This window comes from Spirochaetota bacterium, assembly GCA_017999915.1.
GTDB lineage: Bacteria > Spirochaetota > UBA4802 > UBA4802 > UBA5550 > RBG-16-49-21.
The window spans coordinates 1-25,549 of record JAGNKX010000017.1 but is presented as its reverse complement, the minus strand read 5'-3'; the positions used below and the strand labels follow the sequence as shown (position 1 = coordinate 25,549).

The window sequence follows — 25,549 nt, the reverse complement described above, 5'->3', positions numbered from 1 at the left end:
GACTGGAGTCTGATAAAAAGTTATTGTACCCATGAATAACAACTGGCATTTTTTGAAACACCCGAAGGAGAACGACTCGCTCGAAATCTCTGCCGAAGCTACCCTGGAACCTGACTCTCAATGGTTCGACGGACATTTTCCCGGCAGCCCGATACTTCCCGGAATAGCCCAGCTTTCATTGGCCTTTGATGCAATACAGGAGCATATGAAGCGGAACGGCCGCACGGTTTCGCTGTCGGGAATATCACGGGTGCGCTTCAGGCAATTCATAAAACCGGGCGATACGGTGCTGGTTACGGCGACGCCGGAAAAGAACGACCCCGCATGGTACAAATTCAGGGTGACCGTCGGGGGCCAGGTTGCCTGCAGCGGATCCATGAAGACCGCGCCGGCACCCAGCTGACAGCAATTCAACCCTGCATTTTCCAATTGGAGGAGGAACACAGATGGCAGATAAAAAATTAATTCTCCGCGTGGCGGAAATTCTCATCGACGAGCTGAAGCTCGAGGACGTGACGCCGGAGACATTCGATCCCAAGGTCGACCTTATCGACGAGCTCGGCATCGACAGCATGGACCTGACCACGGTAGTGCTCGTGTTACAGGACGAGTATGGCATCACCATCGACGAGGATGACTATCCCAAGCTGAAAAACGTTCAATTGATCGCGGATTACATTGAAGAAAAGTTGAAGGAAAAGTAAAAATTCATTACATTCGTCATACCAGCAATTACGAGGATGCCCATGAATGTTAAACACGCGAAAAAGCCTTCAGCTGACACGGGAAAAGGAGCGATGAAGTTTTCCCAGATCATTGCCAACCCGACGGTCCGGGAGAGGTGGGAAAAGGTGCGCCGCTGGTTTTTCCTCAGGGAATCCACCTATGACATGACCAACCGGTGCAACATCCGCTGCGACGGCTGCTATTATTATGAAGGCGAAAAGCAGTTCGCCCGGGAAAATAACACCCCCGGCGACTGGCGCGCCCTCATGGAAGGGGAAAAAAAGCGGGGCATCACCTATGTCGTTCTCGCCGGCGCGGAGCCCTCCCTGGTGCCGGAGCTGTGCCAGGCCTGCCATGACGTCATCCCCCTGGGAAGCATCGCCTCCAACGGGTTCAAGCGGATACCGGAATCGGTGGGCTACAGGATCCACATCTCCGTGTGGGGGAACGATGAATCGAGCCGGCGCATACGCAACGCGAAGAACCTTCTTGCAAAGCAGATTGAAAACTACCGGAACGACCCCCGCGCTGTATGGGTCTACACCTTTACCCGGGAGAACATAGACGAGATCTACGAAGTGATGGAGATGCTCTCGAATAACGGCTGCCGCGCCACCTTTAACATGTTCTCGGCGCCGGTGGGCTACAAAGGCGGGCTCCGCCATGACAGCGAAACACTGGCCCGGACGCGGAAGGCGATGATGGACATCCTGAACAAATACCCTGACAACGTCCTCTATTCTCCCTACAACGTGGTGGCCCACACGCACCGCCTGGGCCTGCACGACCTGTACGCGTGCTCCTATCCGCGGATGAACCCCTCCACCGATATCGGCCTCGGTAGGTCCTTCCGGCAGTACCGGGCGGACCTCTCCTGGGACCGGAGCGTCTCCTGCTGCGTGCCTGACACCGACTGCGTCGACTGCCGGCACTACGCCTCTGGAAGCGCAGTGGTCACGGCGCGGCTCTACCGTCACGGGACTGACCCGACCGCCTTCAAGGCCTGGCTCGACTACGTCGACACCTATCTCGCGGTATGGGTCATGGGCTACGAAAAAGGGAAAAACCTGCTGGATCGGATGACGCCCCCGCCGGGTCACGAGCTATAAACGGCAGCCAGACCGGCCGCCGTTTACCGACCGCACCGGCACGAGAAAACACTTGAGGAGTACGACATGAATACCGTCAGTTCATTGCTCGACAAGGAATGGTACGAGCGATACAAGAAGATTTCAAAGCTCAACATCCGGAGCTCCATATACGATGTGACCAACAACTGCAACCTCCGCTGCAAGGGATGCTTCTTTTTCTCCTCCGACGAGCACAAGAAATCCCCGGACGAGCCGGACATCAAAAAATGGGAGGCCTTTGTCGACAAGGAAAAGGAGCGGGGCGTCAATCTCGCCATCCTTATCGGCGGCGAGCCCACGCTCTTCCTGGACCGGGTCGAGGCCTTTTACAAGCGCCTTCCCACCTACTGCGCCACCAACGGCATCATCAAGGTCCCGCGGGACCGTTTTCCAGACATGATGGTGGGCATTTCCCTCTGGGGCGACGAGGAGGACGAGAAGACACTGCGCGGCCGCGATGTCTTTTCAATCTCCCGGAAGAACTACGAGGGCGATCAGTACACCTATTACCTCTATACGATAACGCCGAAGCAGATCGGCAAGATCGAAAAGATCATCAACAAGATACGGGACGCGGGCCTGAAGGTGCACATGCAGCTCCTCTCCAACGACGAGGGAGTCGACGGCTTTTCCTGGACCGGCGAGGAGCTTGCCGCCATCCGTTCCGAGATGGACGACATGCTGGACCGGCACCCGGACACGGTCATCTCCTCGAAGTATTATCACGAGATCATAACCACCGGAAAAATGCTGGGCCGCCCCTTCGGCTGGAACGAGTGCCCCTCGGTGACGAAGCCCCTGGACAAGCGCAATCCCCAGCCGAAGCGCCTCATTGAGTTCATCCGCTGGGCCGCGGACCTCCAGACCATGCACCGCTGCTGCACCTCCGAGACCAGGGACTGCTCCACCTGCAAGGACGGCGCCGCCCACATGAGCTGGGTCATGGTGAACAAGAGGGCCCACCTGCGCTCGACCAGGGATCTGCAGAACTGGATCGAGGTCTACGAGATGTTCGCGAAGCTCTACAAGTTCATACCGTGGTAATTGATGGACTCAAAACAACCCGTCATCCTCGCATACGACATGGTCTCCCCCCTGGGGACCGACCTGGAGACCCAGTGGAAGCGCGCCGTCAGCGGCGAAAGCGGCATCGGTAAACTCACCCGTTTCCCCTATAACGACGACTTCCCGGTGCAGATAGCGGGCCAGGTGCCGGATATTGACATCGCTCCCTACCCGTTCCTGTCTCCCCGTGAAATGGCCCACTGGACCTCGCCGATCTTCAAGAATTCCATGCTGGTGGTCCACCGGGCCCTTGAAAAAAGCGGCATAGAGATTACGCCGGAACTTTCGCCCCGTGTGGGCATCACCTTCAGCACCGCCGTCGGCGGCCTTGACGCGGTCATAGCCGCGGACCGCCTCATGGTGAAGGACAACAGGCTCCCGAACCCCTTCACGAACCCCAACTCCTGCATCAACATGGTGGGCGGGAAGGTCTCGATCCTGACCGGCGCCACCGGCCCCATCACCGCCACCATCACGGCCTGCGCCACCGGCTCCACCTCCATGATCATCGGGTCGATGTTCCTCAGGCAGGGCCTCGCCGACGCGGTCATCTGCGGCGCCGTCGATTGCCCCCTGGTGGAGCCGATCGTGGCCGGCTTCGCCACCATGAACGGCGCCTTCAAGGATAAGAAGGACAAGCGGGAAGATCCCGGCGCCGCGAGCCGTCCCTTTTCAGCGGACCGGCGCGGCTTCGTCGTGTCCGAGGGAGCGGCCTGCGTCATCATAGCGACAAGGGAATTCGCCGATGCCCACGGCCTGAAATACGAGCTGGCCATAGCCGGCCACGCCATGACCTCGGACGCCTACCACTTCGTCGCCCCCAACCCTGATACCGTGACCCGCTGCATCGCCGAAAGCATCGCCTCAGCCGGCCTCACGCCGGAAGACATCGACGCGGTGAACGCCCATGGCACCTCCACCAAGATCGGTGACAAGGTTGAATTCGATTCCTTAACGAAAATTTTCGGAAGCTCCATTCCCCCGGTTTCGGCGAACAAGTCCCAGATCGGCCACGCCATGGGCGCCTCCAGCGGCATAGAGTCAGTCTTCGCCCTGGAGGGAATGCTGAAAGACACGGTCCTTCCCACCATCAACTACAATGCGGACCCGGAGCTGACCCTTGACTGCGTTCCGGATGGGGCCCGAAAGCTCGAACAGGAGTTCGTGCTGAAGAACGCCTTCGGCTTCGGCGGGTGCAATTCCTGCATCGTGTTCCAGCGTACAAGGCAAGAGTATCCCTCCGTGTCGTTATGAATTTCCACAGCCACCAAAATTGATATCCACTTCCAGATTAAGAGACATAACATGCTTTACTGGCACCGCGTCTGGATCCAGCAACTCCTTTGTATGACCATTATGTACCCGGAACATCGCCGCCGCATTTTTTAAAATTTGCTATACAACTGCAGGTTCTTGATAGTACCATGTTACAGATGACATGAGCCGTTCTGTGAAAATAGTCAAGTTCCTGAAACGAGGTACGTTCGATGAATTACACAGCCCGCCAGACGCTCGAAATCAAAGGAAGCTTTCTGTACCTGGTGCTTGTATGCACCATCGTATTCATTTCAATCGCCTTCCAGGTTATGGCCAGTGTGAGCCCGATTAACTACGCCTTTACCATGGTGTTCGGGTTGACCATGATCACCATGTCCTCATTGATTTACCGGGGGAAAAGAAAGGGCAACCACGCCGATGCTTTAAAATGGAGCGTCGCCCTCCTCAGTGTCCTGTTCACCATGATATCCAAGTATAACTACGCGAGGACCATGGACTGGACCTATGCCGCTCAGTGCTACCATCTCTCGGCCCTGTCCGTCTGTTTCATTTCGATCCAGCAGTTCCTGTACAATAAAAAAATAATCATCGCGTCGGCGCTGATTTTTTTCATCAACTGGCTCGTCTTCCTCTATATCGCGTATTCGAACGGGGTGACCTTCCATCCCCAGTCCGTGATAGGCGGCATCGTCGTCCATGATGGCATCCAGATCCACCGGGAAATATTTTTCTTTTTAGTGATGTGCATCATCACCTTCGCCTCGTATCGCAACATACCCGTCATAGATGATTACGATCGCAGGAATGAGAAGCAGCAGGCGATAATCATGCAACAGGCTAATGACGAGAGGGCCCTGGTGGCGGAGATACGGGAAAACATGAATTTCTTCTTCCACGAGGTGGATCAGCAGACCAGCGCCGTCAGCGCGTTCCACGACAAGATGCAGAGCCTGGCGTCGACATTCGAGGAGATATCGGCGTCGACGGAGGAACTCCTCGGCACGGCTGACAACATATCAGAGCTTGCCGCCGACCATATCGACCAGAATAAAACGATGGAAGAGATTGTAAATCAGTTCAGCAAAATCAAGGGTGAAACGAAGGTCCACCTCGACAGCATGCTTGAGGACATCACCGCCGTGGTACGCAAGTCCACCACCGGCAGCGAGCGACTCGGGGTCGTCGAGAGCACCATCGAGAGAATAAAGGAACAGGGCGGCATGATATCGGAAACGGTGAATATCATCGTGGATATCGCCGACCGCATCAATCTCCTTTCTCTGAACGCCGCCATCGAAGCGGCCCGGGCCGGCGAATCAGGCCGGGGTTTCGCCGTTGTGGCCGATGAGATAGGCAAGCTCGCGGTCCAAACGTCCGACAGCATCAAGCAGATCGAGACGATACTCTCCATGAACACGAAAACAACCACCGACGGCGTTGAGATCATACGATCCGCCGCGGTAATCATCAAGGATATGATCAGTGACATTAACGCGAGCTCGGAGAAGATCAGGACACTGAAAGACAGCATCGCGGCGGAGGGAGGGCACATAAACGTCATAACCGGTCAGGTGATAAAGAACAAGGACCTTGCGAACACCATCGGTACCGGAACCGGGGAGCAGAAAATCGCAATCCAGAACGTTTCAAAATCAGTGGAAAGCGCGAACCACGACCTGACGGGCATGGTGCAGGGAATTGAAGAAGTCACCGGCGCCTCGCGCAACATCTACGAAAAGGCAAAAGACCTCATTGAAAAATCAGGGCGCCTTACTATTGCCCGCCAGGATGATTTGCTGGCCCGCTAAAATCATCTAACGCCAGCAAGGAGGTGACACAGTAATTCACTCTGAGAAACGCATTCGGCTTCGGCGAATGCAATTCCTGCATCGTGTTCCGGCGGGTGCGGTAATAAGGCCGGAGCGCAGCATAAAACGAGGAGTATCCTTCCATGGTCTGCATTTCCGACATACACTTCGGGGCTAATCTATCAGCCCATGTAGAGCGTTTCGTTGAAACCGCCCGGGACCGGCGCCTCAATGCGGACCGGATCGTTATCATAGCCGGGGACATGACCCAGCACGCCACCGGGCCGGAATACAGGGACGCGCAGAATCTGCTCCATGCCCTCCTTAGCGCGGGCCTTCGAGTGGTGCTCACGCCGGGAAACCATGACTTCGGCGACTGGATCGGGGAATACATCTACACCAACCGGAAGGCGAGGAGCCGCTACCGGGCCCTGATGGCGCCGGTATTCAGCCAGGAAGAGATAATCGCGGTGGAGGATTACGACTCCATTATGCGCTGCGGTAACAATATTTTCGTGGCCCTGAGGAGCACCCACCGCGGCAAGGCCCGTTCCCTGGGCGTCATCGGCATCAACCGCATCAGGAAGAGGCAGGTGCAATGGGCCGCGTCGCGTCTTGCGTCCATTGACACGGCCGGAGCAAAACTTCACCTGGTAACGCACCGGAGCCTCTGGCGCGAGTCCGGGGACCATCATGAAGGGATTTACCGCCCCGCCATCATTGAAAAACATCTGCTTGAAAAATTCAGGTTCCACTCGATCATTCACGGCCATAATCACCGTTATCTCTTCGCCTGCACCTCGACTCCGCACCGGGGAATCCCGGTCATACGGCTTTCCCTGCCGACCATTTCCGACCGGAACAGGAAGAACCGGATCGGCTTTGTCCGGTGGGACGCCCCCTATGGCGGGATCCCGGAATTCATCGAGTTGTAACTGCCGTACCGGGATACAATGATCCGGCGGATTCAATCCCGCGAAAGGACCTCGATGCCGAAATAGTGCAGGACCAGCACCAGGAGACCGATTCCGGCGAAGAGGAATCCGAACCAGTAGACGGCCAGGCCGGTCCGAAGTTTCAGGTCCGCCACGAGTCGCGCGGTCTCTGGCTTCCCGCGCAGGTAAAGGATTTCGACCTGCCTCCCGTCAAGGTCCTTCCAGGCCGTGTCGCCTCCCCTGGAGCGGACCGTGTAGGAAATTCCGCCCTCGGCGACAAAGGAAGCGGTCAGGGTGACATTATCATCGCTGTCCGTGACGGTCCGGGCCACGCCCTTCGCCTTCACTCCCCTCAGTTTCAGGAAGCGCCAGCGGAGATATTCTTTGAGCCCCAGGATGAGGGAAAAAATGCCTATCCCGATATAAAGCGCGCTGAATAGTACGGCATCCTCCATTATGGTATTCCTTACAGTGTTTGATTTGGATAACGGCCCGTTTCATTAGATAATCAGCCATTCCACTATTAATCAAGAAAAAATTCTCCATATCCGAACAGCAGCCCGGCGCTATAAGCTATAAAGTACTTGCTATTTTTCCAACGGTATGACAGCCTATATTTTCGGTACTCATCCATCGATACCGGATAATGCCGTCATCACAGTGCACCCGAGCCATGAATGCGGAAACAATAACCTGGGTTTTTCTCATCGGAGGCGGAGTCCTCATGGCGCTCGAACTGGCCGTCCCCGGACTTATCGTCGTTTTTTTCGGCGCGGCCGCCGTCATCACCGGGCTCCTATCGCTATCCGGCATCGTCACCGATATCACGACCCTCCTTGTCATATGGGTCGTCCTGTCGCTGGCCCTGGTCCTCCTGCTGCGCCGCTTTGCCATCAGGCTCTTTCCTTCGGAGAGCAGCTACCGGCTCGTCGAGGACGACGTCGACGCCATCGGCAGGATCGTCGACGTGGTCGCCACCGTGAGCGAATCCGGCACGGAGGGAAGGATCAGCTACAACGGAACCACCTGGCCCGCCATCTCCTCCGGCGGGCAGATCAGGAAGGGACGCAAGGCGCGTATTCTTTACCGCGACAACATATCATGGGTCGTCGAACCCGTACCCGAAAAGCGCCGTACAGACCGGTAGCCATTCGAACCACACCACATAACAAAAGGAGGTAGTATCCGCCATGTTTACAGTATTCACCATTGCAGTGCTCGTGATCCTTTTCATCCTCTGGCGAACCATGGTAATAATACCCATGCGGGAGGCCGGGATACTGGAGCGGCTGGGCAAGTTCAAGAAGCGCCTTGATCCCGGCTTTCACGTGCTGGTTCCCTTCATCGACCGTGTCGCCTACCGCCACGAGATGCGCGAACAGGTCCTGGATATACCCAGCCAGTCGTGCATCACCCGCGACAACGTCCAGGTCGAGGTCGATGGAATCGTCTACCTGAAGGTCATGGACCCGGAGAAGGCGAGCTACGGCATCGGCAACTACTACGACGCGTCCATAAGCCTGGCCCAAACCACCATGCGCTCCGAGATCGGGAAGCTCGACCTGGACGACACCTTTTCGGAGCGCGAGCGCATCAACGAGAGCATCGTGCGCGAGATCGACAAGGCCTCCGGCCCCTGGGGGATCAAATTCATCCGCTACGAGATCAGGAACATAACGCCGTCCCAGCACATGATGGACACGATGGAAAAACAGATGGAGGCGGAGCGCCAGAAGCGCGCGGCCATAACCATCGCCACCGGCATGAAGGAGTCCGACGTGCTGGTCTCCGAAGGGGTCAAGCAGGAGACCATCAACGTGTCCGAGGGGAAGCGCCAGCAGCGCATCAACGAGGCCACCGGCCGGGCCCGCGAGATACAGCTCATTTCAGACGCCGCGGCCGGAGGCATCACCCGCATCGCGGACGCCATCCAGAAGCCGGGGGGGCAGGCGGCGTTGCGGATGCGCATGATCGAGCAATTCCTCGCTGAAATGGGGAAGATACTGGAAAAATCCCGCCTCACCGTGGTGCCCGAGGGGCTTGCCAACATCAAGGGCTTTTTCGAGGGTCTGGGCCGGGTAAGCGCCGGCATGGCGGGGGCAGTTCCCACTGATCCGTCCGTCGCAACAAAGAACAAATAGGAGGGCCTTATGTTCTGGTTTAATCTGATAATATGGACGATCATCGGTTTGATAATAGCCTTCAAATTTATCCGATCTATTCGGATAGTGCCGCAGCGGATGGAATACATCGTCGAGCGCCTGGGCAAATACAGCAAGACCTTGAAGCCGGGATTTCACGCCCTCGTGCCCTTTCTCGACAAGGTGACCTACATCCAGGACCTCCGCGAAGAGACCATCAACGTGCCCCCGCAGGAGTGCTTCACCAAGGACAACGTCAAGGTCGAGGTCGACGGCGTGCTCTATATCAGCGTTGTAAACGCCGAACGGGCGAGCTACGGCATCACCGACTACCGCCTGGGCGCCATCCAGCTCGCCCAGACCACCGTCCGCTCGGTGATCGGCATACTGCAGCTGGACACCACCTTCGAAGAGCGTGATCTCATCAACGAGAAGATCCTCGACGTGCTTCTCAAAACCAGCGAGCACTGGGGGATCAAGGTCCACCGCTACGAGGTTAAAAACATCGTGCCGCCCGAATCGGTGAAGAAGGCGATGGAGCAGCAGATGAGCGCCGAGCGCGAGCGCCGGGCCATGATAGCCAAGGCGGAAGGCGAAAAGGGGAGCCGCATCAGCAAGTCGGAGGGATTAAAGGCGGAGCTCGTGAACACCTCCGAGGGTGAAATGCAAAGACGCATAAACGAGGCCGAGGGACGCGCGAAGGAGATAGAGTCACTGGCATCAGCCACGGCCGAGGCGATCGAGAAGATAGCCGCCGCCGCGAGCAGGCCCGGCGGCTCCGACGCCGTGCAACTCCAGCTCGCCGGACAGTATATGGATACGCTGGGTCGAGGGGCGCGTCCGGAAACAACGGTGCTTCTGCCGGCGGACCTGACGAACCTGAACGGCCTCCTGGCTTCCCTCGGGCTTTTCACCTCCGGTTCCGAATTCGGCAAATAGCGGCCGGCTCCGCTCCCCGGGGGACAGCTCATGCTAGAACGTTTTGCCCGTGTCGTGCGATCCTTCATGGACCGCCGCGGTGATGGCCCGCGCGGGCCCGCCCGCATCATTGAGCGCCTTCTGAGGGAACTCAATGAAACCGTCCCTAGGCGGGCAGCGGCGGCGGCCGGCATCAGGGAGCGCATGCGGGAGATCGAGGCCGAATGCGGGGAAATCCGCGCAGGGGACGGCATATCGGGCTCCTCCCTGCGCAGGGCCGAAGAGCAGCTTGCCGCCGCCCGTGTCTCCCACGCCGAAGCAGTAGCCTCCCTGAACGCCTTCATTGATGACAGGAAGCGAAAGATACAGGAAGCCCTTGCTTCGCTCAGGGAAAGGGAGCGGGCCGAATGGCAGCAACGGTTCGACCTCCAGATGGACCGTTTCAAGGAAGCCGTGCGATACGGCGAAGGCATGCCGACGGACGGATCAACCCGGCCCGCACGCACGGAAGAGGCCCGCAGAAAGGCGGCCCGGATCCGCGCCATGGCCTGCCGGGCGGCGAATGAAACCATCCGCGCACGCATCGATGAAATGGCGGACGCCGCCGACGCGATACTGGACTACCTCGCGGAGCATCCCGCATCGAGCGCTTCGGCGAGGGCCTTTGCCGTGTATTACCTTGACGCCGCCCTGAGCATCGTGGACGGTTATCTGGAGCTTTTAAAAAGGGAGGGCGCGCCCGCTGTGGACGCACGCCTGCGCGCAGCCGAATCAGCCATCTCGGACATGGCGCCCGCGTTCAAGAACATCCTCGGAAAGATAATGGAGCGAGATCTCATCAATCTTGACGCCGAAATCGCGGTGCTGAAAAAAACGATCCGCTCCGACAATATCGAGTGAGCCCGGCAGGAATAGCGATTATAAATTTTGGTTGTTAAATATCCCCCCATTTCCTATTAATGGCATGTTTTTTTAAATGACTGGCATTGAAGGAATGACCGGCAGGTTATACAAGACGAGAACATGAAAGCGCCAAAGAACAGACGAGTCTTTGTCATAGGGTACGGGGCGGCGACTCCCCTGGGGAGCACCTTTGAATCGTCCTGGGAGCGGGCCGTCCGCGGCGAGGCCGGCTTCAGGCATGTGACCAGGTGCCATGTCCAGACCGCGTGCAATGTCGTCGGAGAGATCCCGGACTGGGACCCCCGGTCCCTCGATTTCACCGATGAAAAAGAGATATATAACTGGAACGCAGACTTCGTAATCCTCACCATGGCCGTGTGCCAGGAGGCGATCCGCCACGCCCGGCTGGAGATCAACGCTGAAACCGGGCCCCGCACCGCCTGCCTCATCGGCTCGGCCCTGAACGGCTCCGACGCCTATCGCGTGGCCATGGAAAACTACGTGAATCACGGGCCGCTGAAGGTGAGCCCCTACCTCCTGCCGAACCTGTGTGCGAACCTCCCCTCCGGAAAGGCCGGGATGCTCCTGGGATTCACCGGGCCCATCTTCTCTCCCGAGGGGGCCTGCGCCTCCGGCAACTACGCCATCGGCATCGGGTCCCGCATGATACGGGACGGCGATGTGGATTTCGTCCTGGCCGGCGGCGTCGACACCTGCATCATTCCGGAGATCATCCACGGTTTCGAGAACATGAACGCCACCATAAAGATCAAGGCCGGCGACCGGGCCCATGATGACCCGACCCAGGCGTCCCGGCCCTTCAGCGCGGACCGCAAGGGCTTCGTCCTGTCTGAGGGCGCCGGTATTCTCGTCCTGGCAGCCGACGACATGATAGCCCATTACGGCTTTACGCCCAAGGCCGAGGTCCTGGGGATCGGGTGGAACTCCGACGCGCACCACATCACGCGGCCCAACAAGGATACCATCGTGCGATGCATCCGCATGGCCATCGATGACGCCGGCCTGGAGACCAGGGACATACAGTACGTCAACGCCCACGGCACGTCGACGCCGAAGGGCGACATCACGGAGGTCCAGTGCCTGAGAGAAGTCTTCGGCGCGCACCTGGAGAAGATGCCCGTGTCCTCCAACAAGTCGCAGATCGGCCACACCCTGGGCGGCGCCGCCGCCATCGAGGCCTCCTTCGCCATAGAGGGTATGCGGCGCGGCATCATCCTTCCCACGGTGAACCACGTCCCGGACCCGGAAATGGACGGCGTCGACGTGGTCCCCAACGAGGCGCGGAAGCAGAATCACGACCTCATCATGTCCAACTCCTTCGGCTTCGGCGGAACCAACTGCTGCGTCGTATTCAGGGGGGTATAGCGTGAAGCCGAAGCCATTTCTGCCTGAACAGTTCGACGGCGACGGCCGCTTCGTCCGCGACAGGAACAGCGGACTGGTGTGGCACCGCTGCCAGCACCGGACCCTCTATGCCGACACGGATCGCTCAGACGTGGTGTACCATTCAAACTACCTGCGCTACTTTGAGCTCGGCAGGGCCTCGCTCATGCGCGACACCGCCTACCCCTACCGGGAGATCGAGGATAGCGGCTTTGTCTACCCCATCATCGACCTGGGCATCACCTTCTACCGGCCCCTCTACTACGACGATCTCATGTGGGTCCATACCCGTCCCATCGAGCTCGAGCGGGTCAAGCTGAAGTTCGACTACCTCATCACCCTGGCCGAGACCAACGAGCTCGTCTGCCGGGGCTTTACACAGCACTGCGCCCTGAACAAGGCGGGGAGGCCCGTGGCGGTCGACCCGAAGACAGTCCACCTATGGAAGAGCTTTCCAAAATAAAAGGCCCTTCACGGCTCCCCCTGTCGCTGCCGGTGGCCGATTACCTCCGCGACCACCTGTTCAACGGCAGGGCCGTTTTTCCCGCCGTGGAGGCGATGCGGGTCCTGGCGGATTCCGCTCGTTCCGCGGTGCCGGGCCTGGACGTGAACATCATCACCGGGGCCGATTTCAGCAAGTTCCTTTACATCGACCCCGCCATGACCATGGTCGAGGCCTTTAACGAAATCGAATCCGAAGGCGGCGTCGTGCGGTCAAGGCTCGTCACGGTACGGAAGCAGGGAACAACATCCATCACCCGGGCCGTGAGCCACGTTTCCCTCTCCTTTCCGGGGCATTATCCGGCCGGGGCAGCCGAGCCCATTGACCTGGTCCTCGGCCTGGAAGGTATATGCCTCCATCCTGAAAAAGAGCGGATCTACTCCGAGCTGGTGCCGTTCAAGTCCGCCTATCAGAACATCGAATCGCTCCACCTGTCGGAGGAGGGAGCCATTGCCCTGGTCAGCGGCGGCTCCGCCGATGCCCCGTCCGAGCCCCTGGGCTCTCCCTTTCCCCTGGACGCGTCCTTCCACGGCGCCTGCGTGTGGGGCCAGAGGTACCGGGGCATCGTGGGATTCCCGGTCCGTCTTGACGCGAGGATCATTCATTCCATAACCAGGGCCGGCGAAACCTATATCTGCAGGGTTCTCCCCCGCTCAACAAACAAAGACCTTCTGGTATACGACCTCTGGATATACGACAATGGCGGCATATTATGCGAGGAAGTCCGGGGCCTCCAGATGAGGGACGTGAGCGGCGGCACTCTGCTTCCGCCGCAGTGGATCGGCGAGGGCACAGGGGATCCCCTGTCGGAAATCCGCGGCCGCTGCACAGACATGGCCCTCATAGAGCTCGATACGATCACCGCTCCCTGCGAAAAGATCTTTTCCGGCCCGGAGCTTAAGCGCTCCGCTTCCATGCGGGAAAAGAGGCGCCTCACCTTCTGCTCCGCCCGCCTGGCCCTGAAACGGCTCTCCCGGAGACAATCCGGCAATGACATGGCTACCGCGCCGGAGGAGATCAATACGATCCACTCCGACGGAAGGCCCCGGTGTCCCCTGACAGGGAGCGGCGAAGAAATTTGCTGCACCGCCTCCCACGATTCGCGCTTCGCCATCGCAGCGGTGTCGGAAAACCCCATCGGCATAGACGTGGAGGAGATCACCCCGAGGGTGCTCAAGGGCCAGGGCCACTATATGAACGAAGAGGAAATCTCCCTGGTCAAAGGCCATCCCCTGGGCGAAATGGAGGCGTCCATCAGGGTATGGTCCGCCAAGGAGGCCCTGTCCAAGGCGACGGGACTGCACCTGACGGAGACCTGGGGCAAGTCGGCGGTAACAGCCATTGGAGAGAAATCCAGCCTTATCAGAATCGAAGGTAAAAAATATGAGGCCCTACATGCAAGGGTGGAGGGCCATCTGGTGACGCTGATTGTGCTTGAATAATGCAAATTTGATCAATATGTCATTATCTCATATCATAATGACGAGACTTGTTGCAAAACTGCGTCTCGCGCTCGCAGGATAGCCCCTGCGGGGGGCTTGTAAGGGGCTTCGCCCCTTAACCCCGATTAAAAGATTCAGATTTGCAACAACTCTACTTGTTTACTTTATTTCTTTTTTACCCGCATCGGGCGTATTTGTTGCAATAAACTTCTTTACAGCATCCAGCTGAGCCGGTGTTGCTTTTAGTGTAAGGTTGTCATTGCCTATGTTAAAACGGATCTGATAATTCTGACGATTTTGGATCGCCTTTTGAATATCCGGGGTTAACGTTATTCTGCCGGTTAATGTGCATATATTGGTCATTTGCACATTTATGCTTTGACCTGATCCGATTTGTGTTTGCATAACCTTATTGTTATCGATTAATTTAACCATGAAGTTTTTGGCATCGCATAGTATATAGACATCGTTTCCAAGGGGCGCGCCCTGATATCCAATTATTGGAATGATCTGAGCTCCAAATTCAAAACTCACCGTTGGATTTGAAACTTTGCCCCTAACGATTTCTTTTTTATATAACGCACGGCGGTTATCTATCTTAGCATCAGTCACCTTGTGCCACATGTCGGCGGTAACAATGGTACTTCCCTTGAAAGGATCATCCTTGACTATGACATCAAAGGACCTGCATCCGGCAGCCAATAAACCAATAATAATAAATACAACAAACCTCTTCATTAATACCCTCCTGAATTGTTATAAATACATGTGATGATGGAATATTGAACCGTGAACAACATTATCAATATTATTTATGCACCACTTCTATTTCGTATCCGGAAAAACGGGAAAATGACAAAATTTTTTCCATCCAGTTAATTTTGTTTGATAAATTGAGGGACCGGTGTTAATGCGTTTATTCGGTATAGCAGCGTACATACTCTGAAATAATATAACGCCGGGCAATGAAACTAATTTTTATAATGATGCTGTCCTACCTGGCCGGGTCGGTTAATTTTTCCATCCTGCTGTTCCGTTTCCTGGGCAAGGGGGACCCGCGTAAAAGCTACAGCGGCAACGCCGGCGTGACCAACGTGTACCGCCTGGCGGGGCCGGTGTGGGCCGCGGCGGTGCTCCTCCTCGACATCGGCAGGGCCGTGGCCGTGGCCCTTATCGCGACATGGATCCTTTCGCCGGTACAGGTCCCCTGGGCGGGACTTGCCCTCGTGGCCGGGAACACCTATCCCTGTTTCCACCGGTTCCGCGGGGGCAAGGGCGTGGCCAACTACCTGGGATTCACCGCGGTGGTTACACCGGCCGGGGCGGTCGTGTCCGCCATTGCCTGGGTCCTGGTCTACCTTGTGAAGAGACTGCCCTTCGTGGCCTCCTTTGCCATGATCGCCGTGCTGGCCCTGGGAACCATAGCCGCCTGCGACTACAGCGCGGTTGCGGCGGTTGGTTCTATCGTCACGGCGCTTTTCATTGTCTTCAATCACCGGAAAAACATAATGGAAATGATGGAGAGGGCAAAAAAGGAGGAGCCCCCCGACAGGGACGAGGGTTGAATAAAATACCCCGCAGCAAGCTGCGGGGCATTTTGTCGCATAATGTTTTGCGATCAGGCCTCCCTGAGGAGCTTTTCGCCGTTCACTATCTTCTGGTCCTTCACGATGCGCTTCACCAGGCCGGAGAGAACCGTGCCCGGTCCCGATTCCACGAAAACGGACGCGCCGGCTTCGCAGGCGGCGAGCACCGATCTCTCCCACTGGACCGGGCTCGAGAGCTGGTCCACCAGCTTTTTCTTAATCTGTTCCGGGTCGCTTTCCATGGCGCCGGTCACGTTGTCTATGAATTCAAGCCTGGGCCTGGCGAAGGCGAACTCCGCGAGAAATTTTTCGAATTCCTCCGCCGCCGGCTTCATCAGGGATGAATGGAACGGCGCGGACACGTTGAGCTCCACCGCCTTGCCGGAGCCTCCCTCGTTGATCATCGCTACGGCGCGGCTCACCACCGCTGTCTCGCCTGAAAGCACCACCTGCTGGGGGGAATTGAAGTTAGTGATCTCGATAACGCCCTCCTTCGAGCATCGGGAGAGAACCTCCTCGAGCTTTTCCCGTTCCGTGCCGATGACCGCCGCCATCTTACCCGGCGTATTTTTCACGGCCTTCTCCATAAGCTCGCCCCGGCGGCGCACGATCCTCACCGCGTCCCTGAAGTCGATCACGCCGCAGTGCACCAGCGCCGTGTACTCGCCGAGGGAATGGCCCATGACGATGTCCGCCCGTTGGCCCCGGGCGTCAAGGGCCATGGCGAAAGCGGTCCCCATGACCAGAAGGGCCGGCTGCGTGTTGGGGGTGCGGGTGAGCTCCTCGTCGGGACCTTCGTCGATAAGGGCGCTCAGGGGAAATCCGAGGATGTAATCCGCGGCGCTGAAAAGCTCTTTCTGCTCAGAGGTCAGGGTGCCGAGCTTGCCCCGCATCCCGACGGACTGCGATCCCTGGCCCGGAAACATGTATACCGTTTTTTCGCCCATAGCGCCCCCTTTCATTTCTGCTCAAATTCGAAGTATTTCATGATGGCTTCGCGGTCGTACTTGCCGGTCGAGGTGGCCGGCATTGTCGCCACCGTCCGTATCCGCCGCGGCACTGCATAGCGTTCCAGGGCGCCCGCCATGCACGCGCGGGCTTCCTCTTCGCTCATGTCGGTTTCGATGACTGCGGCTATGTCCGTTCCCCTTCCCCTGCTGCCGCTCATTGATATCACGCAGGCGTCCCGGACTCCCGGAAGCCGTTTTATCTTATCCTGCACCTCATTTAAATCAACCCTTTTTCCGCCGACCTTCACCACGCCGTCGGCCCTGCCGAGGAGGGTGATGCGGCCGCCGCCGGCGGCCATGGCCCGGTCCCCGGTCATGAAAAAGCCCTTGCCGTCCACGGGAAGGTCCGGAGAGATAAAGGGCGATTTTACACAGAGGCGGTCATGGCTGATTTTCCATTCAAGGCACTCAAAGGGCTCCAGGTCGTTGCGCCCCGTCGCCGATGACTTGCAGGCGATCCCTCCCGTTTCGGTGGAGCCGTATATCTCTTCCGGCCCGACGCCGGTCCGGCGGTAAAATGCTGCCGCGTCCTCCCTGTCCAGGGGCCCGGCCGATGAAAAGGCCAGGCGGAGCTTCGGCGCGTCCATGTCGGCGCCCTTGAGCAGGCGGTAGTGGACCGGAACGCTCACCAGGATCGTGGCCGGCTTTTCAGCGAGGACCGACGCGATCTCGCCGGGAAACACGTAGGTGCCGGGCAGGACCGAGGCGGAAGCGAGAAAAGGGGCCATCACGGTATAGAGGAGGCCGTATATATGATAGGGCGGCACCGTGGCGGCAACCAGGTCGCTGCCGACGAAAGCGTACTTTTCGGCCTGGTAGGCCGCCTCGGCAAGGAGGTTCCGCGCCGTTTTCTGCCAGACCTTCGGCTTACCGGTGGACCCGCCGGTGAACAGCTGCATGAAGACGGAATCGGCATCCCTCGGCCGCTTCGCCGGCGGCCACTGGCCCCGCTCGGGCAGTATGCCAGCCACGCCGTCCGGAAGCTCCATGGGAGCGTCCACAATGGCGTACCGAAACCCGAGGATATCGCGCATCTCCGAAAGCACCTGGGGCGAGAGCGAATAGGGCAGCACGCACACCGGTCCTCCCGCCAGGGAGGAGAGCATGGCAGACGCGATGATGCCCCGGTCCTCGGTGCACAGGCAAACCGGCTCGCCGTCATGTTCGATCGCGGAAAAACGGTCCACGAAGCCGGCCCCGTGGCTGTAGCAGTCGCCGTAGGTGCATCCGGGGGAGACAAATTCCTTCAGAGGCTCGGCCGGACCGGAAAGAAGGCGGCGGATTAATGAGACAATATCAGACATAGAATGTATTCATCCGGATATGGTTGATAATATCAAGGAAAATTTCTGTGGAAGTAACTATGATCTGTGATGTTGAGCGATTATGCGGCCTCAGGCGATCCTGAACTGCTCGACCTTGGCCTTGAGTTCACTGGCCATTTTCGCGTTCTCGTCCGTATTGGACGTGATCTCCTCGGACCCGGCGCTGATGGTCTGGGTCAGCTCGTTGATCCTGGTGATGGAATGCACGACCTCGGTAATGGCGGTCTTCTGCTCCATGGTGGCGCCCTCGATCTCCCGGGACTTGATCATGACCTTGTTCGCTTCCTGATCGACCATCTCGTTGATATCGATCTGTTTCTGCATGATCCCCGCTATATTCTCCACCATCTCGTTCATGGAGTTGATGCCGGTCCCGATCCGGCCGATTCGGTCCACCACGTCGGTGACGCCGGAAAGCCCTTTGCGGATCTCGCCGTCGGACGTCTTTATGAGCCTGTCGATGTCCTTTACGCTGGACGCCGTGTTTTCCGCCAGCTTCGATATTTCGTCAGCGACGACGGCAAAACCCCTGCCGGCCTCCCCGGCCCGCGCCGCCTCGATGGACGCGTTGAGCGACAGGAGGTTTATTTTATCCGATATGTCCTGGATGATGCTCACGATGTTCGTCATCTCCTGGGAGCTCGCGTTTATGGTGAGCATGCTGTCGTTCATCTGGCGCAGCGATTCCTCCCCCTGGAGCGCTTCCGCGGAAATTCCTCCAAAGAGCTCCGACGCGCTCGAAACGTTCTCCGAAAGCTCCTTTATAATCCGCGACAGGTCCCCCATCCGGTCGATGAGCGATTTCAGGCTCATCACCTGCCCCTGGGCGCCCGTGGCGATCTGGTCCATCCCCGCCGATATCTCTTCAATGGTCGCGGTCACCTCCTCCACGGTGGCCGCCTGGTTCTGCGTGACCTCGGAAAAGGACTGGGTGATCCGGGAGGTGTCATTGCTTGAATTATCGATCTGCGCGGAGATCGTATTGATGTCGGACATCATGGTGCTTATGTTCTTTTTCATGACGTACACGGTCTGGTTGATGTTCGTCAGCTCGTCGATGACGGCGAAAAGGCTCTTGGCCGTCGCGAGATCGCCGCTGCCGATCCTTTCGATGAACGTTGATATCAGCCTGATCTTCTCCGACATGGATTTCCAGAGGGCGATCACCACACTGACCGCCATGACAATCCCGAAAAGGATGATGCCGCCGAGCTTCGCGATGGAAACCGACGTTATCAGGCGGGCGTTCTCTATGAAGACCAGATAGTAGCCGTTCAGAGCGATGGAAGGCACGATCAGAACCAAGATGATCGACAGGAACACACGCCTCATCAGGCTCATTTTCAAGTTGAAGCTTTTCAGCGCGAGGTGGCTGAAGATCCCCTTGTTAAGCAGTTTCTGTAAAAAGATCTCCGTAAGCAGGAAAAAAAGCACTCCTCCAAAGGGCGGGATGATAATGACGACGAGGTACACATTGATGATCTGCATTGCCGTCAGGTTGTCGGCGGTCAGGGTAAAGGGAACTGCGCAAACGCTGAGACCGACCAGCCATTGGAAGGCCGAGTTCACCGCATGAATGTAGGGGAGCTTGAAAAACCTGATCTGGGCCCGCAGATACTCCTCGTCTGACACCGGTTCATTGCGCAGGAGCTTTTTAAAATACCTGGATATCGGCGCGATGATGATGCGATCGGTTATATTCGTCGATATCAAGCCGAAGGTAACCGCCACCGCGACCCACTGGAAAAAAACAGCGGCCTGTTCGGGACTCATGTTGAAGTTGGTCCATGCATACAGCACGATCATGGGAATTATGGCCAGGAAGCTCACGCTCTCCGTGGAGATGATAAACATGGTCGTGAAATTCTTCAGGTCTTTTCGGACAGATTCGATACCGTCCGTGGCAGCATGGTTACTATTCATGGCAGAAACCCCCTCGCGTACCTGTACACCGGCCCCCGGAACTTGCTATAGGATTGTGATAATTAAGGCAAGAAAAAAACATTTACGACCGGTCGGTGTCATTCTCCGATCAGGCCGGGGTTACTCCCCCGGCTCGAAGTTCTTCCGGGCCCGGGCGAATGAGGGGATGTGTCTGATTAAATACCAGAGGCTCCACCGGTGCTGCCAGAGGCGCTTCGCGAACCTCCTGCGCCAGGCCCGGTCCGAGTAGAAGCGCTTCACATGCTCGTTGTAGAGGCGGTCTAGGCGCTCCCGGGAAGAGATCCCCTTCGGCACGAATACAAAGTTGAGGCAGTTCATCTGCTGCCAGTCGTTCTCCAGGGTCCCTTCCTTCTCGATGCCGGCCCAGATGGGGGCTCCGGGAAAGGGAGTGAACTTAGCCATGTTCATGTCGTCCAGGCCCAGGGACATGACGAAGTCGCTCGTGGCCCGGACTGAATCCTCGGTCTCGCCCGGGAGGCCCATCATGAAGAGCCCCTTGGCCCGCAGGCCCTGCTTACGGATCCGGGCCACGGTGTCGCGCACCGCCTCGAGCTTCACACCGGCCTTGTGGCGCTTCAGCATATCCGGGTCGGCAGACTCGATCCCCAGGGACACCATGAGGCACCCGGCCCTTTTAAGAAGGGCCAGGAGGTCGTCATCGGCGTGGCCCACGCGGACCGCGCAGTTGAAATTCATCCCCAGCGGCTTTGTAACGAGAAGCCCGCACAGCTCCTCGATACGATCCCGGTTCATGGTGAAGAGGTCATCGTAGATGTTGACGTGGCGTACGCCGAAGTCGTTCCGGAGGTGCCTCATGTGCTCGTAGATGTACCCGGCCGAATTGTAGCGGAAACCACGCTTGAACACGGAGCGGTCGCAGTAGGAGCACTGGTAGGGGCACCCGCGGCTGGTGATCATGGTGGCGCCCGGCGCCCTCACATAGCTGAAGAGGGGCAGGTTGTAGCCCCGGGGGAACCCCGCCAGCTTTCCGTAGGCCGGGAAGGGGAGCGAATCAAGGTCCGCGATATGGACCCGGGGCCGGTTTACCGTGACGCCCTTCCCGTTCCTCCAGGCCAGGCCGTCGATGGCCTTCGGGTCCCGGCCATCGGCCAGTTCCGCCATGGTGACCTCCCCTTCGCCGAGGCAGAGGTAATCGATTTCAGGATACCCTTCGAGGAGCTCCCCACCCAGGGCCGAGATATGGACGCCGCCGAAAACGGTTATGACGCCGGGGCATTTTTCCTTGACGAGGGAGGCAAGGCGGTACCCATCGAGAAAGCCGGAGGTGGTGGCTGAAACGCCGATCATGTCCGGCCTCAGGGTCGCCACGGCGGCCGCGTTTTTCTCTGTCCCCCGGAGGGCGCCGGGGCCCAGGCAGTCATGGACGAAGACCTCGTGGCCCGACCGCTCCAGGTACGAGGCGATGGAGAGAAGGCCCAACGGCGCCATGCGGTTCGCCACGGCTGCGAGGTCTTGCATTCCCTTGATCCAGTTGGACCCGGCTGGATGTACCAGGACGATTCTCATGGGGTTATGAGATGGGGCCGCTGTTGATTATTGTCAAGGACTATACCACTCCCCGGTTATCGAGCGAAGTCGAGATACGACTGTGTTCGGTCGCCGAACCCTTGCCCCGAGCGTAGTCGAGGCAAACTATCTATATATGAATGCCCGATGATATCTCCGCTCCGATCTCATGGTGGGCAGCTTTTCTTCTCCCGTCGAGATAGGCCAGGGGCGCCCTTGAAAAGGTGATGTTCCAGTAGCCATAGAAAACGTTGAGGCCAAAGGTGATGGGGAAATTCCTGTTCATGGTGAAATGCGGCCCCAGTCCCAGCCGCAAGGTGTAACCGCCGAAGGAGGCCCTGTTGCACAGGCGGGTGGCGGCTATGACGCCGGGGGCCGCGGCGGTGATAAGGGCCGGGAACCCGTACAGGCCCGCCAGCTCGAACTGCAGCTGGTGGGCGCTCCGCAGGGCGGCAGCCGCCTTGATCCGGCCGCCGAAGACCTGCCCCACCAGGGCATACCAGTGTATGAGGAAATTGAAGCTGTTGTTCCGCGGACCGAAGACCAGGTTCATTTCCGGGCCGGCGCCCCAGCCGTGATGGCTCATGAGCCTGCCCCGGAACTGCTCGTACCCCTCGACGGAGCTGTAGTAGACCCGCTCATTGACGACGGCGCTGTCGGAGAACTGGAACCAATATCGGGCCTTCAGGCCGAATTTAATCCCGGTGAAATCGAAATCCCGCTTCCGTTCGAACCTGAGGGCCGGCGGCAGCAGATCGATCTCCCCGCCGCCCCCCATGGCCGTAATGCCAAGACCATAATCCCTCGACTTGACATAGGCAATGTAAAGATCCGGACGATACAAACTGAAGAGGCGCCTCTCATGGTCCACGACCCCGCCCCGGAGGGCGCTCGCGGTGAAAAAGCCGCCGACCCGCACCCGGGCATCGAGGAACCCCCCGGGGCGCGACAACTCTTTGAGAGATTCCATTTCTGCGCTCACCGTCTTTCCGTTATCATGAAGGATCTGCGCGACCGAACTCCTGTCAACAACGTCAAATACCCGGGGACCCTCAGGGTCATATTCAACGTCATGTTCGGTGATCCGGATAATTTTTCCTTTCAGGATCGAGCCGTCCTTCAGGAAAAGCTGATCGGCGAAAATGGCGGAATGGAACAGCATCATCCCCAGGATCAAACAGATTTTTTTCATTGGCACCCTCGACATCACCGGTATAGGACCACCCTACCGTACCGCCCCGGTTTTTTTCAAGGAAAAACCGTCAGGCCTTGAGCTGCGCGGTACAACCCGATGACGGGTCAATCCATGTTCAGCCGCGATTTGAGATAGGGGGCGTATTTTCTTCCCACCGTGAGAATGCTCTCATCCTCATCCTTGAGGTGGGCGAGATACTGGCCTCCGATATAGTATTCCACCTCCGCAATAAAAGTGACATTCACAATGTGCTGTTTATGGATCCTGACAAAGAGACCGGCCGGGATTTTGAGCTCCAGGTCCTTCAGGATCATGGGCACCTCCACGGAACCGGAGAGGGTATGGATAATGGAGCTCCTCCCCCGCGAGCACGCGTACACGATATCATTGTATGGCAGGATGCGGTGCTTCCCCCCGGCGCGGTAGGCCAGGCCCAGGTCCGCAGAACCATGGACGCCGCTCTCCTTCCTCGCGGCGGCTTCGGTCATGTTCAGGAACTTCTCTACGGAACGGTCAAATCGCTCCATGGTGAAGGGCTTGAGGAGAAAATCCACCGCGCCCACGTCAAAGGCGCTGATGGCGTAAGCCTCGTAAGCGGTGGTGAATATCACATAGGGCGGCTTTTTGACGCGCCGCAGCACCTCGATGCCGGAAAGGCAGGGAAGGTTGATGTCCATGAATACAAGGTCGTATTCCCCGCCGGAGAGTTTCGACAGGGCCTCTTCGCCGTTCCTGGCGATGCCGGAGAGTTTGAGCTCATTGCGTGTCACAAGGCAATCCACCAGGAGCTCCCGTGCCGGTACTTCATCCTCCACGATAAGAACTGAATATATTGGATCTCCATCATTCTTCATAGAGCGCTCCTCATGCCTATTGTTATATTGTTTTCATAGGAAAAGGCGAGACGGGCCAGGGCCCCACCGCCCTCCGCTTTATCGATAGTCATCTCCACGTCCCGGTAATAATGATTCAGGCGGTTCCGTATATTGCCGAGGGAACGGGAGAATAGATCAGCGGATGATGGTCCCGGACCATTATCACTCACGCAAATCAACACCCGGCTATCTCCCGCTTCCGCATGGATCCTGATCATTCCATGGCCCCCCTTCCGGCGAAACCCGTGCTTCAGCGCGTTCTCGACCAGCGGCTGAATCGTCAGGGGCGGGATCCGGATCGACGTAAAATCGCCGTGTCGCTCCATGGTGATCGACAGTGAATCTTCGAAGCGAAGCTCCTCCAGCTTCAGATAGTTTTCCACAAAGCGCCATTCAGTGTCAAAGGGGATCAGCGAAAGAAAGGAATAGTCGATCAGGAACCGGTAATTATCGGCCAGCATGATGACGGCCTGGTCTGCCCTGACGCGGTCCCTGCCGATCAGAGCGTGGACCGTGTTGAGGGAGTTAAACAGGAAGTGGGGATTCATTCTTTCCTGAAGAAGCTTGTACTTGGCCTCGTCACGGTCACGGACAGTCCTCTTCAGCTCCACCTGGGTCCTCACCCGGGCAATGAGCTCATCGCGCTCCACCGGCTTGTACAGGTAGTCGTTGGCGCCGCTAACGAAGCTGATCACGAGATCATATTTCCCTCTCACATTCCACACAAACTGAACAATTCCAAAGAAATTTACAGCCAAACAACCAAAGAAAAATTCAACGGCAAATTCCCTCAGATCAACATCGAATACTACACACAACTCACAAAAAATATTTTAGACAACATATATCCCAAATACTGTCCTCATTGCAAAACAAAACTATCAGTAAATATTTATAACAGAGAAACAGCAATCAGATGTCCTCAATGCCACTACCAAGGATCAAGAACAGCATATACACCATTACATCATTTCAAATTGCCATTATGGACATTTGGCTATATCCTGACAGAAGCAATGCAGTTACATCCTCAAGTATTAAACACAGCATCCATTCAAAGAAAACTCGGAGTATCATCAAATTCGGCCATATTGCTCAAAAGGAGACTGCAGCTCTTTTTATCAGAATTCATCCCTGATATTAAAGCATTGATGGTCAAAGATATTGATAAAGAATTTGGAGATTCCTTCAGATTCCCAAAAGAGCCAGAAATTGACCTCAGTAAGCAAATAGAGGAAAAACCTGTTATTTATGCCGATACTGTGGCATTATTCAGTGCCAGAGAGCGTTCTAATGGCTATAGGAAGCGTTATAAGCACCATGGACAGACAGCCAGCATATATTTGAGTGATTCTGTGGCTGACAAAAGAGGAAAGTATCAAATAGGCACTTTGGTACATACTATTGGCATTAAAAAAGGTCCTGTCATATTCGATAGCGTTCCAGACCAAAAGCAACATACCATCAAACCTTTATTCGACTTCCTGCCAGCCAATGCTCCAACATTTACGGATGAAGGCTATCCCTGGTTGAAAAGATATAATGACAATCATCGTTCTGTGAATCATTCAGCACGAGCAAAGGACAAAAAAAGAAATGTGTGGGCTCGTGATCGATGGTCAAAGAATGGTGTCCACAATCAAGTCGCAGAAGGCAATCAACGAATTATCAAGCATGCGTTCATTACCGGCTACAGTTACATCCGTCCTGAATTCTCTCAGTTGTACCTTGATGAATACTCTGCATTGAAGGGATTGAGAGTGTATGGGTTTGAGAGAATTTTGGATTTGAGAGGAAAGAAGCGTGTGGGGAATGTGGAGGGTAATTGAGATCAT

25 protein-coding genes are annotated in these 25,549 nt (G+C 57.1%); 16 read left to right on the top strand and 9 right to left on the bottom strand.

Annotated elements, in window-relative coordinates:
• Positions 1-31: 31 nt before the first annotated feature.
• The 7 genes from KA369_20500 (at position 32) to KA369_20470 (ending at position 6,942) form a co-directional block, all read left to right on the top strand.
• Positions 32-403, top strand: a complete 372-nt coding sequence (locus tag KA369_20500) for a hypothetical protein (protein ID MBP7738367.1) — start codon at positions 32-34, stop codon at positions 401-403.
• A gap of 43 nt (positions 404-446) precedes the next feature.
• Positions 447-704 (top strand): phosphopantetheine-binding protein, encoded by a 258-nt coding sequence (locus KA369_20495; GenBank protein ID MBP7738366.1) that lies wholly within the window; start codon positions 447-449, stop codon positions 702-704.
• A gap of 93 nt (positions 705-797) precedes the next feature.
• Entirely contained in the window at positions 798-1,835 is a 1,038-nt protein-coding gene (locus tag KA369_20490) for a radical SAM protein (GenBank protein MBP7738365.1), read from the top strand.
• A 66-nt stretch (positions 1,836-1,901) separates the two neighbouring features.
• Positions 1,902-2,900, top strand: coding sequence for a 4Fe-4S cluster-binding domain-containing protein (locus tag KA369_20485; GenBank protein ID MBP7738364.1), 999 nt, complete (start codon positions 1,902-1,904; stop codon positions 2,898-2,900).
• Between the two features lie 3 nt (positions 2,901-2,903).
• Complete coding sequence (locus tag KA369_20480; GenBank protein MBP7738363.1) at positions 2,904-4,175, top strand: beta-ketoacyl-[acyl-carrier-protein] synthase family protein; 1,272 nt, start codon at positions 2,904-2,906, stop codon at positions 4,173-4,175.
• Between the two features lie 233 nt (positions 4,176-4,408).
• Positions 4,409-6,007, top strand: coding sequence for a hypothetical protein (locus KA369_20475; GenBank protein ID MBP7738362.1), 1,599 nt, complete (start codon positions 4,409-4,411; stop codon positions 6,005-6,007).
• 143 nt (positions 6,008-6,150) lie between these two features.
• A complete protein-coding gene (locus tag KA369_20470) occupies positions 6,151-6,942 on the top strand; it encodes a metallophosphoesterase (GenBank protein MBP7738361.1) in 792 nt (263 codons plus the stop codon).
• 32 nt (positions 6,943-6,974) lie between these two features.
• Here KA369_20470 and KA369_20465 read toward each other — a convergent pair whose 3' ends face one another.
• Positions 6,975-7,397, bottom strand: coding sequence for a hypothetical protein (locus KA369_20465; GenBank protein ID MBP7738360.1), 423 nt, complete (start codon positions 7,395-7,397; stop codon positions 6,975-6,977).
• 269 nt (positions 7,398-7,666) lie between these two features.
• Here KA369_20465 and KA369_20460 point away from each other — a divergent pair, with 269 nt between their 5' ends.
• The 7 genes from KA369_20460 to KA369_20430 all read left to right on the top strand — a co-directional run bounded on the left by KA369_20460 (position 7,667) and on the right by KA369_20430 (position 14,252).
• Positions 7,667-8,089, top strand: a complete 423-nt coding sequence (locus KA369_20460) for an NfeD family protein (GenBank protein ID MBP7738359.1) — start codon at positions 7,667-7,669, stop codon at positions 8,087-8,089.
• A 43-nt stretch (positions 8,090-8,132) separates the two neighbouring features.
• Positions 8,133-9,083: a paraslipin gene (locus tag KA369_20455; protein ID MBP7738358.1), complete on the top strand. Its 951-nt coding sequence runs from the start codon at positions 8,133-8,135 to the stop codon at positions 9,081-9,083.
• 9 nt (positions 9,084-9,092) lie between these two features.
• Positions 9,093-10,022, top strand: coding sequence for a paraslipin (locus KA369_20450; GenBank protein MBP7738357.1), 930 nt, complete (start codon positions 9,093-9,095; stop codon positions 10,020-10,022).
• Between the two features lie 30 nt (positions 10,023-10,052).
• Positions 10,053-10,901 carry a 5-bromo-4-chloroindolyl phosphate hydrolysis family protein gene (locus KA369_20445; protein MBP7738356.1) on the top strand — a complete coding sequence of 283 codons (849 nt, stop codon included), beginning with the start codon at positions 10,053-10,055 and terminating at the stop codon, positions 10,899-10,901.
• 123 nt (positions 10,902-11,024) lie between these two features.
• On the top strand, positions 11,025-12,290 hold the full coding sequence (locus tag KA369_20440; protein MBP7738355.1) for a beta-ketoacyl-[acyl-carrier-protein] synthase family protein: 1,266 nt from the start codon (positions 11,025-11,027) through the stop codon (positions 12,288-12,290).
• Between the two features lies 1 nt (position 12,291).
• On the top strand, positions 12,292-12,771 hold the full coding sequence (locus tag KA369_20435; GenBank protein MBP7738354.1) for an acyl-CoA thioesterase: 480 nt from the start codon (positions 12,292-12,294) through the stop codon (positions 12,769-12,771).
• A complete protein-coding gene (locus tag KA369_20430; protein ID MBP7738353.1) occupies positions 12,750-14,252 on the top strand; it encodes a polyketide synthase dehydratase domain-containing protein in 1,503 nt (500 codons plus the stop codon). Before KA369_20435 ends, KA369_20430 begins: the two co-directional genes overlap by 22 nt.
• Positions 14,253-14,411: 159 nt before the next feature.
• Here KA369_20430 and KA369_20425 read toward each other — a convergent pair whose 3' ends face one another.
• A complete protein-coding gene (locus KA369_20425; protein ID MBP7738352.1) occupies positions 14,412-14,990 on the bottom strand; it encodes a hypothetical protein in 579 nt (192 codons plus the stop codon).
• Between the two features lie 227 nt (positions 14,991-15,217).
• On the opposite strand from KA369_20425, the gene KA369_20420 reads away from it, so the two are divergent.
• Entirely contained in the window at positions 15,218-15,817 is a 600-nt protein-coding gene (locus tag KA369_20420; GenBank protein ID MBP7738351.1) for a glycerol-3-phosphate acyltransferase, read from the top strand.
• Positions 15,818-15,870: 53 nt separating this feature from the next.
• Here the strand turns inward: KA369_20420 and fabD are convergent, their stop codons facing one another.
• From fabD to KA369_20385, 7 genes are all read right to left on the bottom strand, one after another.
• The gene (gene fabD, locus KA369_20415; GenBank protein ID MBP7738350.1) at positions 15,871-16,785 is read right to left on the bottom strand and encodes an ACP S-malonyltransferase; all 915 of its coding nucleotides are present in this window, start codon (positions 16,783-16,785) and stop codon (positions 15,871-15,873) included.
• A gap of 11 nt (positions 16,786-16,796) precedes the next feature.
• A complete protein-coding gene (locus KA369_20410) occupies positions 16,797-18,152 on the bottom strand; it encodes an acyl--CoA ligase (protein MBP7738349.1) in 1,356 nt (451 codons plus the stop codon).
• 90 nt (positions 18,153-18,242) lie between these two features.
• The gene (locus KA369_20405) at positions 18,243-20,096 is read right to left on the bottom strand and encodes a methyl-accepting chemotaxis protein (protein MBP7738348.1); all 1,854 of its coding nucleotides are present in this window, start codon (positions 20,094-20,096) and stop codon (positions 18,243-18,245) included.
• A 120-nt stretch (positions 20,097-20,216) separates the two neighbouring features.
• Complete coding sequence (locus tag KA369_20400; GenBank protein MBP7738347.1) at positions 20,217-21,644, bottom strand: radical SAM protein; 1,428 nt, start codon at positions 21,642-21,644, stop codon at positions 20,217-20,219.
• Between the two features lie 130 nt (positions 21,645-21,774).
• Entirely contained in the window at positions 21,775-22,836 is a 1,062-nt protein-coding gene (locus KA369_20395; GenBank protein MBP7738346.1) for a hypothetical protein, read from the bottom strand.
• Positions 22,837-22,943: 107 nt separating this feature from the next.
• Complete coding sequence (locus KA369_20390) at positions 22,944-23,693, bottom strand: response regulator transcription factor (GenBank protein MBP7738345.1); 750 nt, start codon at positions 23,691-23,693, stop codon at positions 22,944-22,946.
• On the bottom strand, positions 23,690-24,262 hold the full coding sequence (locus tag KA369_20385) for a histidine kinase (protein ID MBP7738344.1): 573 nt from the start codon (positions 24,260-24,262) through the stop codon (positions 23,690-23,692). Before KA369_20385 ends, KA369_20390 begins: the two co-directional genes overlap by 4 nt.
• 363 nt (positions 24,263-24,625) lie before the next feature.
• Here KA369_20385 and KA369_20380 point away from each other — a divergent pair, with 363 nt between their 5' ends.
• Entirely contained in the window at positions 24,626-25,543 is a 918-nt protein-coding gene (locus KA369_20380; protein ID MBP7738343.1) for a hypothetical protein, read from the top strand.
• Positions 25,544-25,549 lie beyond the last annotated feature (6 nt).

Bases quoted from the DNA above. Each gene is read 5' to 3' on its own strand.
- KA369_20475 (MBP7738362.1), top strand. From the start codon at position 4,409: ATGAATTACACAGCCCGCCAGACGCTCGAAATCAAAGGAAGCTTTCTG.
- KA369_20460 (MBP7738359.1), top strand. From the start codon at position 7,667: ATGGCGCTCGAACTGGCCGTCCCCGGACTTATCGTCGTTTTTTTCGGC.
- KA369_20430 (MBP7738353.1), top strand. From the start codon at position 12,750: ATGGAAGAGCTTTCCAAAATAAAAGGCCCTTCACGGCTCCCCCTGTCG.
- KA369_20450 (MBP7738357.1), top strand. From the start codon at position 9,093: ATGTTCTGGTTTAATCTGATAATATGGACGATCATCGGTTTGATAATA.
- KA369_20470 (MBP7738361.1), top strand. From the start codon at position 6,151: ATGGTCTGCATTTCCGACATACACTTCGGGGCTAATCTATCAGCCCAT.
- KA369_20445 (MBP7738356.1), top strand. From the start codon at position 10,053: ATGCTAGAACGTTTTGCCCGTGTCGTGCGATCCTTCATGGACCGCCGC.
- KA369_20390 (MBP7738345.1), bottom strand. From the start codon at position 23,693: ATGAAGAATGATGGAGATCCAATATATTCAGTTCTTATCGTGGAGGAT.
- KA369_20410 (MBP7738349.1), bottom strand. From the start codon at position 18,152: ATGTCTGATATTGTCTCATTAATCCGCCGCCTTCTTTCCGGTCCGGCC.
- KA369_20485 (MBP7738364.1), top strand. From the start codon at position 1,902: ATGAATACCGTCAGTTCATTGCTCGACAAGGAATGGTACGAGCGATAC.
- KA369_20420 (MBP7738351.1), top strand. From the start codon at position 15,218: ATGAAACTAATTTTTATAATGATGCTGTCCTACCTGGCCGGGTCGGTT.
- KA369_20480 (MBP7738363.1), top strand. From the start codon at position 2,904: ATGGACTCAAAACAACCCGTCATCCTCGCATACGACATGGTCTCCCCC.
- KA369_20385 (MBP7738344.1), bottom strand. From the start codon at position 24,262: ATGAATCCCCACTTCCTGTTTAACTCCCTCAACACGGTCCACGCTCTG.
- KA369_20500 (MBP7738367.1), top strand. From the start codon at position 32: ATGAATAACAACTGGCATTTTTTGAAACACCCGAAGGAGAACGACTCG.
- fabD (MBP7738350.1), bottom strand. From the start codon at position 16,785: ATGGGCGAAAAAACGGTATACATGTTTCCGGGCCAGGGATCGCAGTCC.
- KA369_20395 (MBP7738346.1), bottom strand. From the start codon at position 22,836: ATGAAAAAAATCTGTTTGATCCTGGGGATGATGCTGTTCCATTCCGCC.
- KA369_20465 (MBP7738360.1), bottom strand. From the start codon at position 7,397: ATGGAGGATGCCGTACTATTCAGCGCGCTTTATATCGGGATAGGCATT.
- KA369_20400 (MBP7738347.1), bottom strand. From the start codon at position 21,644: ATGAGAATCGTCCTGGTACATCCAGCCGGGTCCAACTGGATCAAGGGA.
- KA369_20455 (MBP7738358.1), top strand. From the start codon at position 8,133: ATGTTTACAGTATTCACCATTGCAGTGCTCGTGATCCTTTTCATCCTC.
- KA369_20490 (MBP7738365.1), top strand. From the start codon at position 798: ATGAAGTTTTCCCAGATCATTGCCAACCCGACGGTCCGGGAGAGGTGG.
- KA369_20440 (MBP7738355.1), top strand. From the start codon at position 11,025: ATGAAAGCGCCAAAGAACAGACGAGTCTTTGTCATAGGGTACGGGGCG.
- KA369_20405 (MBP7738348.1), bottom strand. From the start codon at position 20,096: ATGAATAGTAACCATGCTGCCACGGACGGTATCGAATCTGTCCGAAAA.
- KA369_20495 (MBP7738366.1), top strand. From the start codon at position 447: ATGGCAGATAAAAAATTAATTCTCCGCGTGGCGGAAATTCTCATCGAC.
- KA369_20425 (MBP7738352.1), bottom strand. From the start codon at position 14,990: ATGAAGAGGTTTGTTGTATTTATTATTATTGGTTTATTGGCTGCCGGA.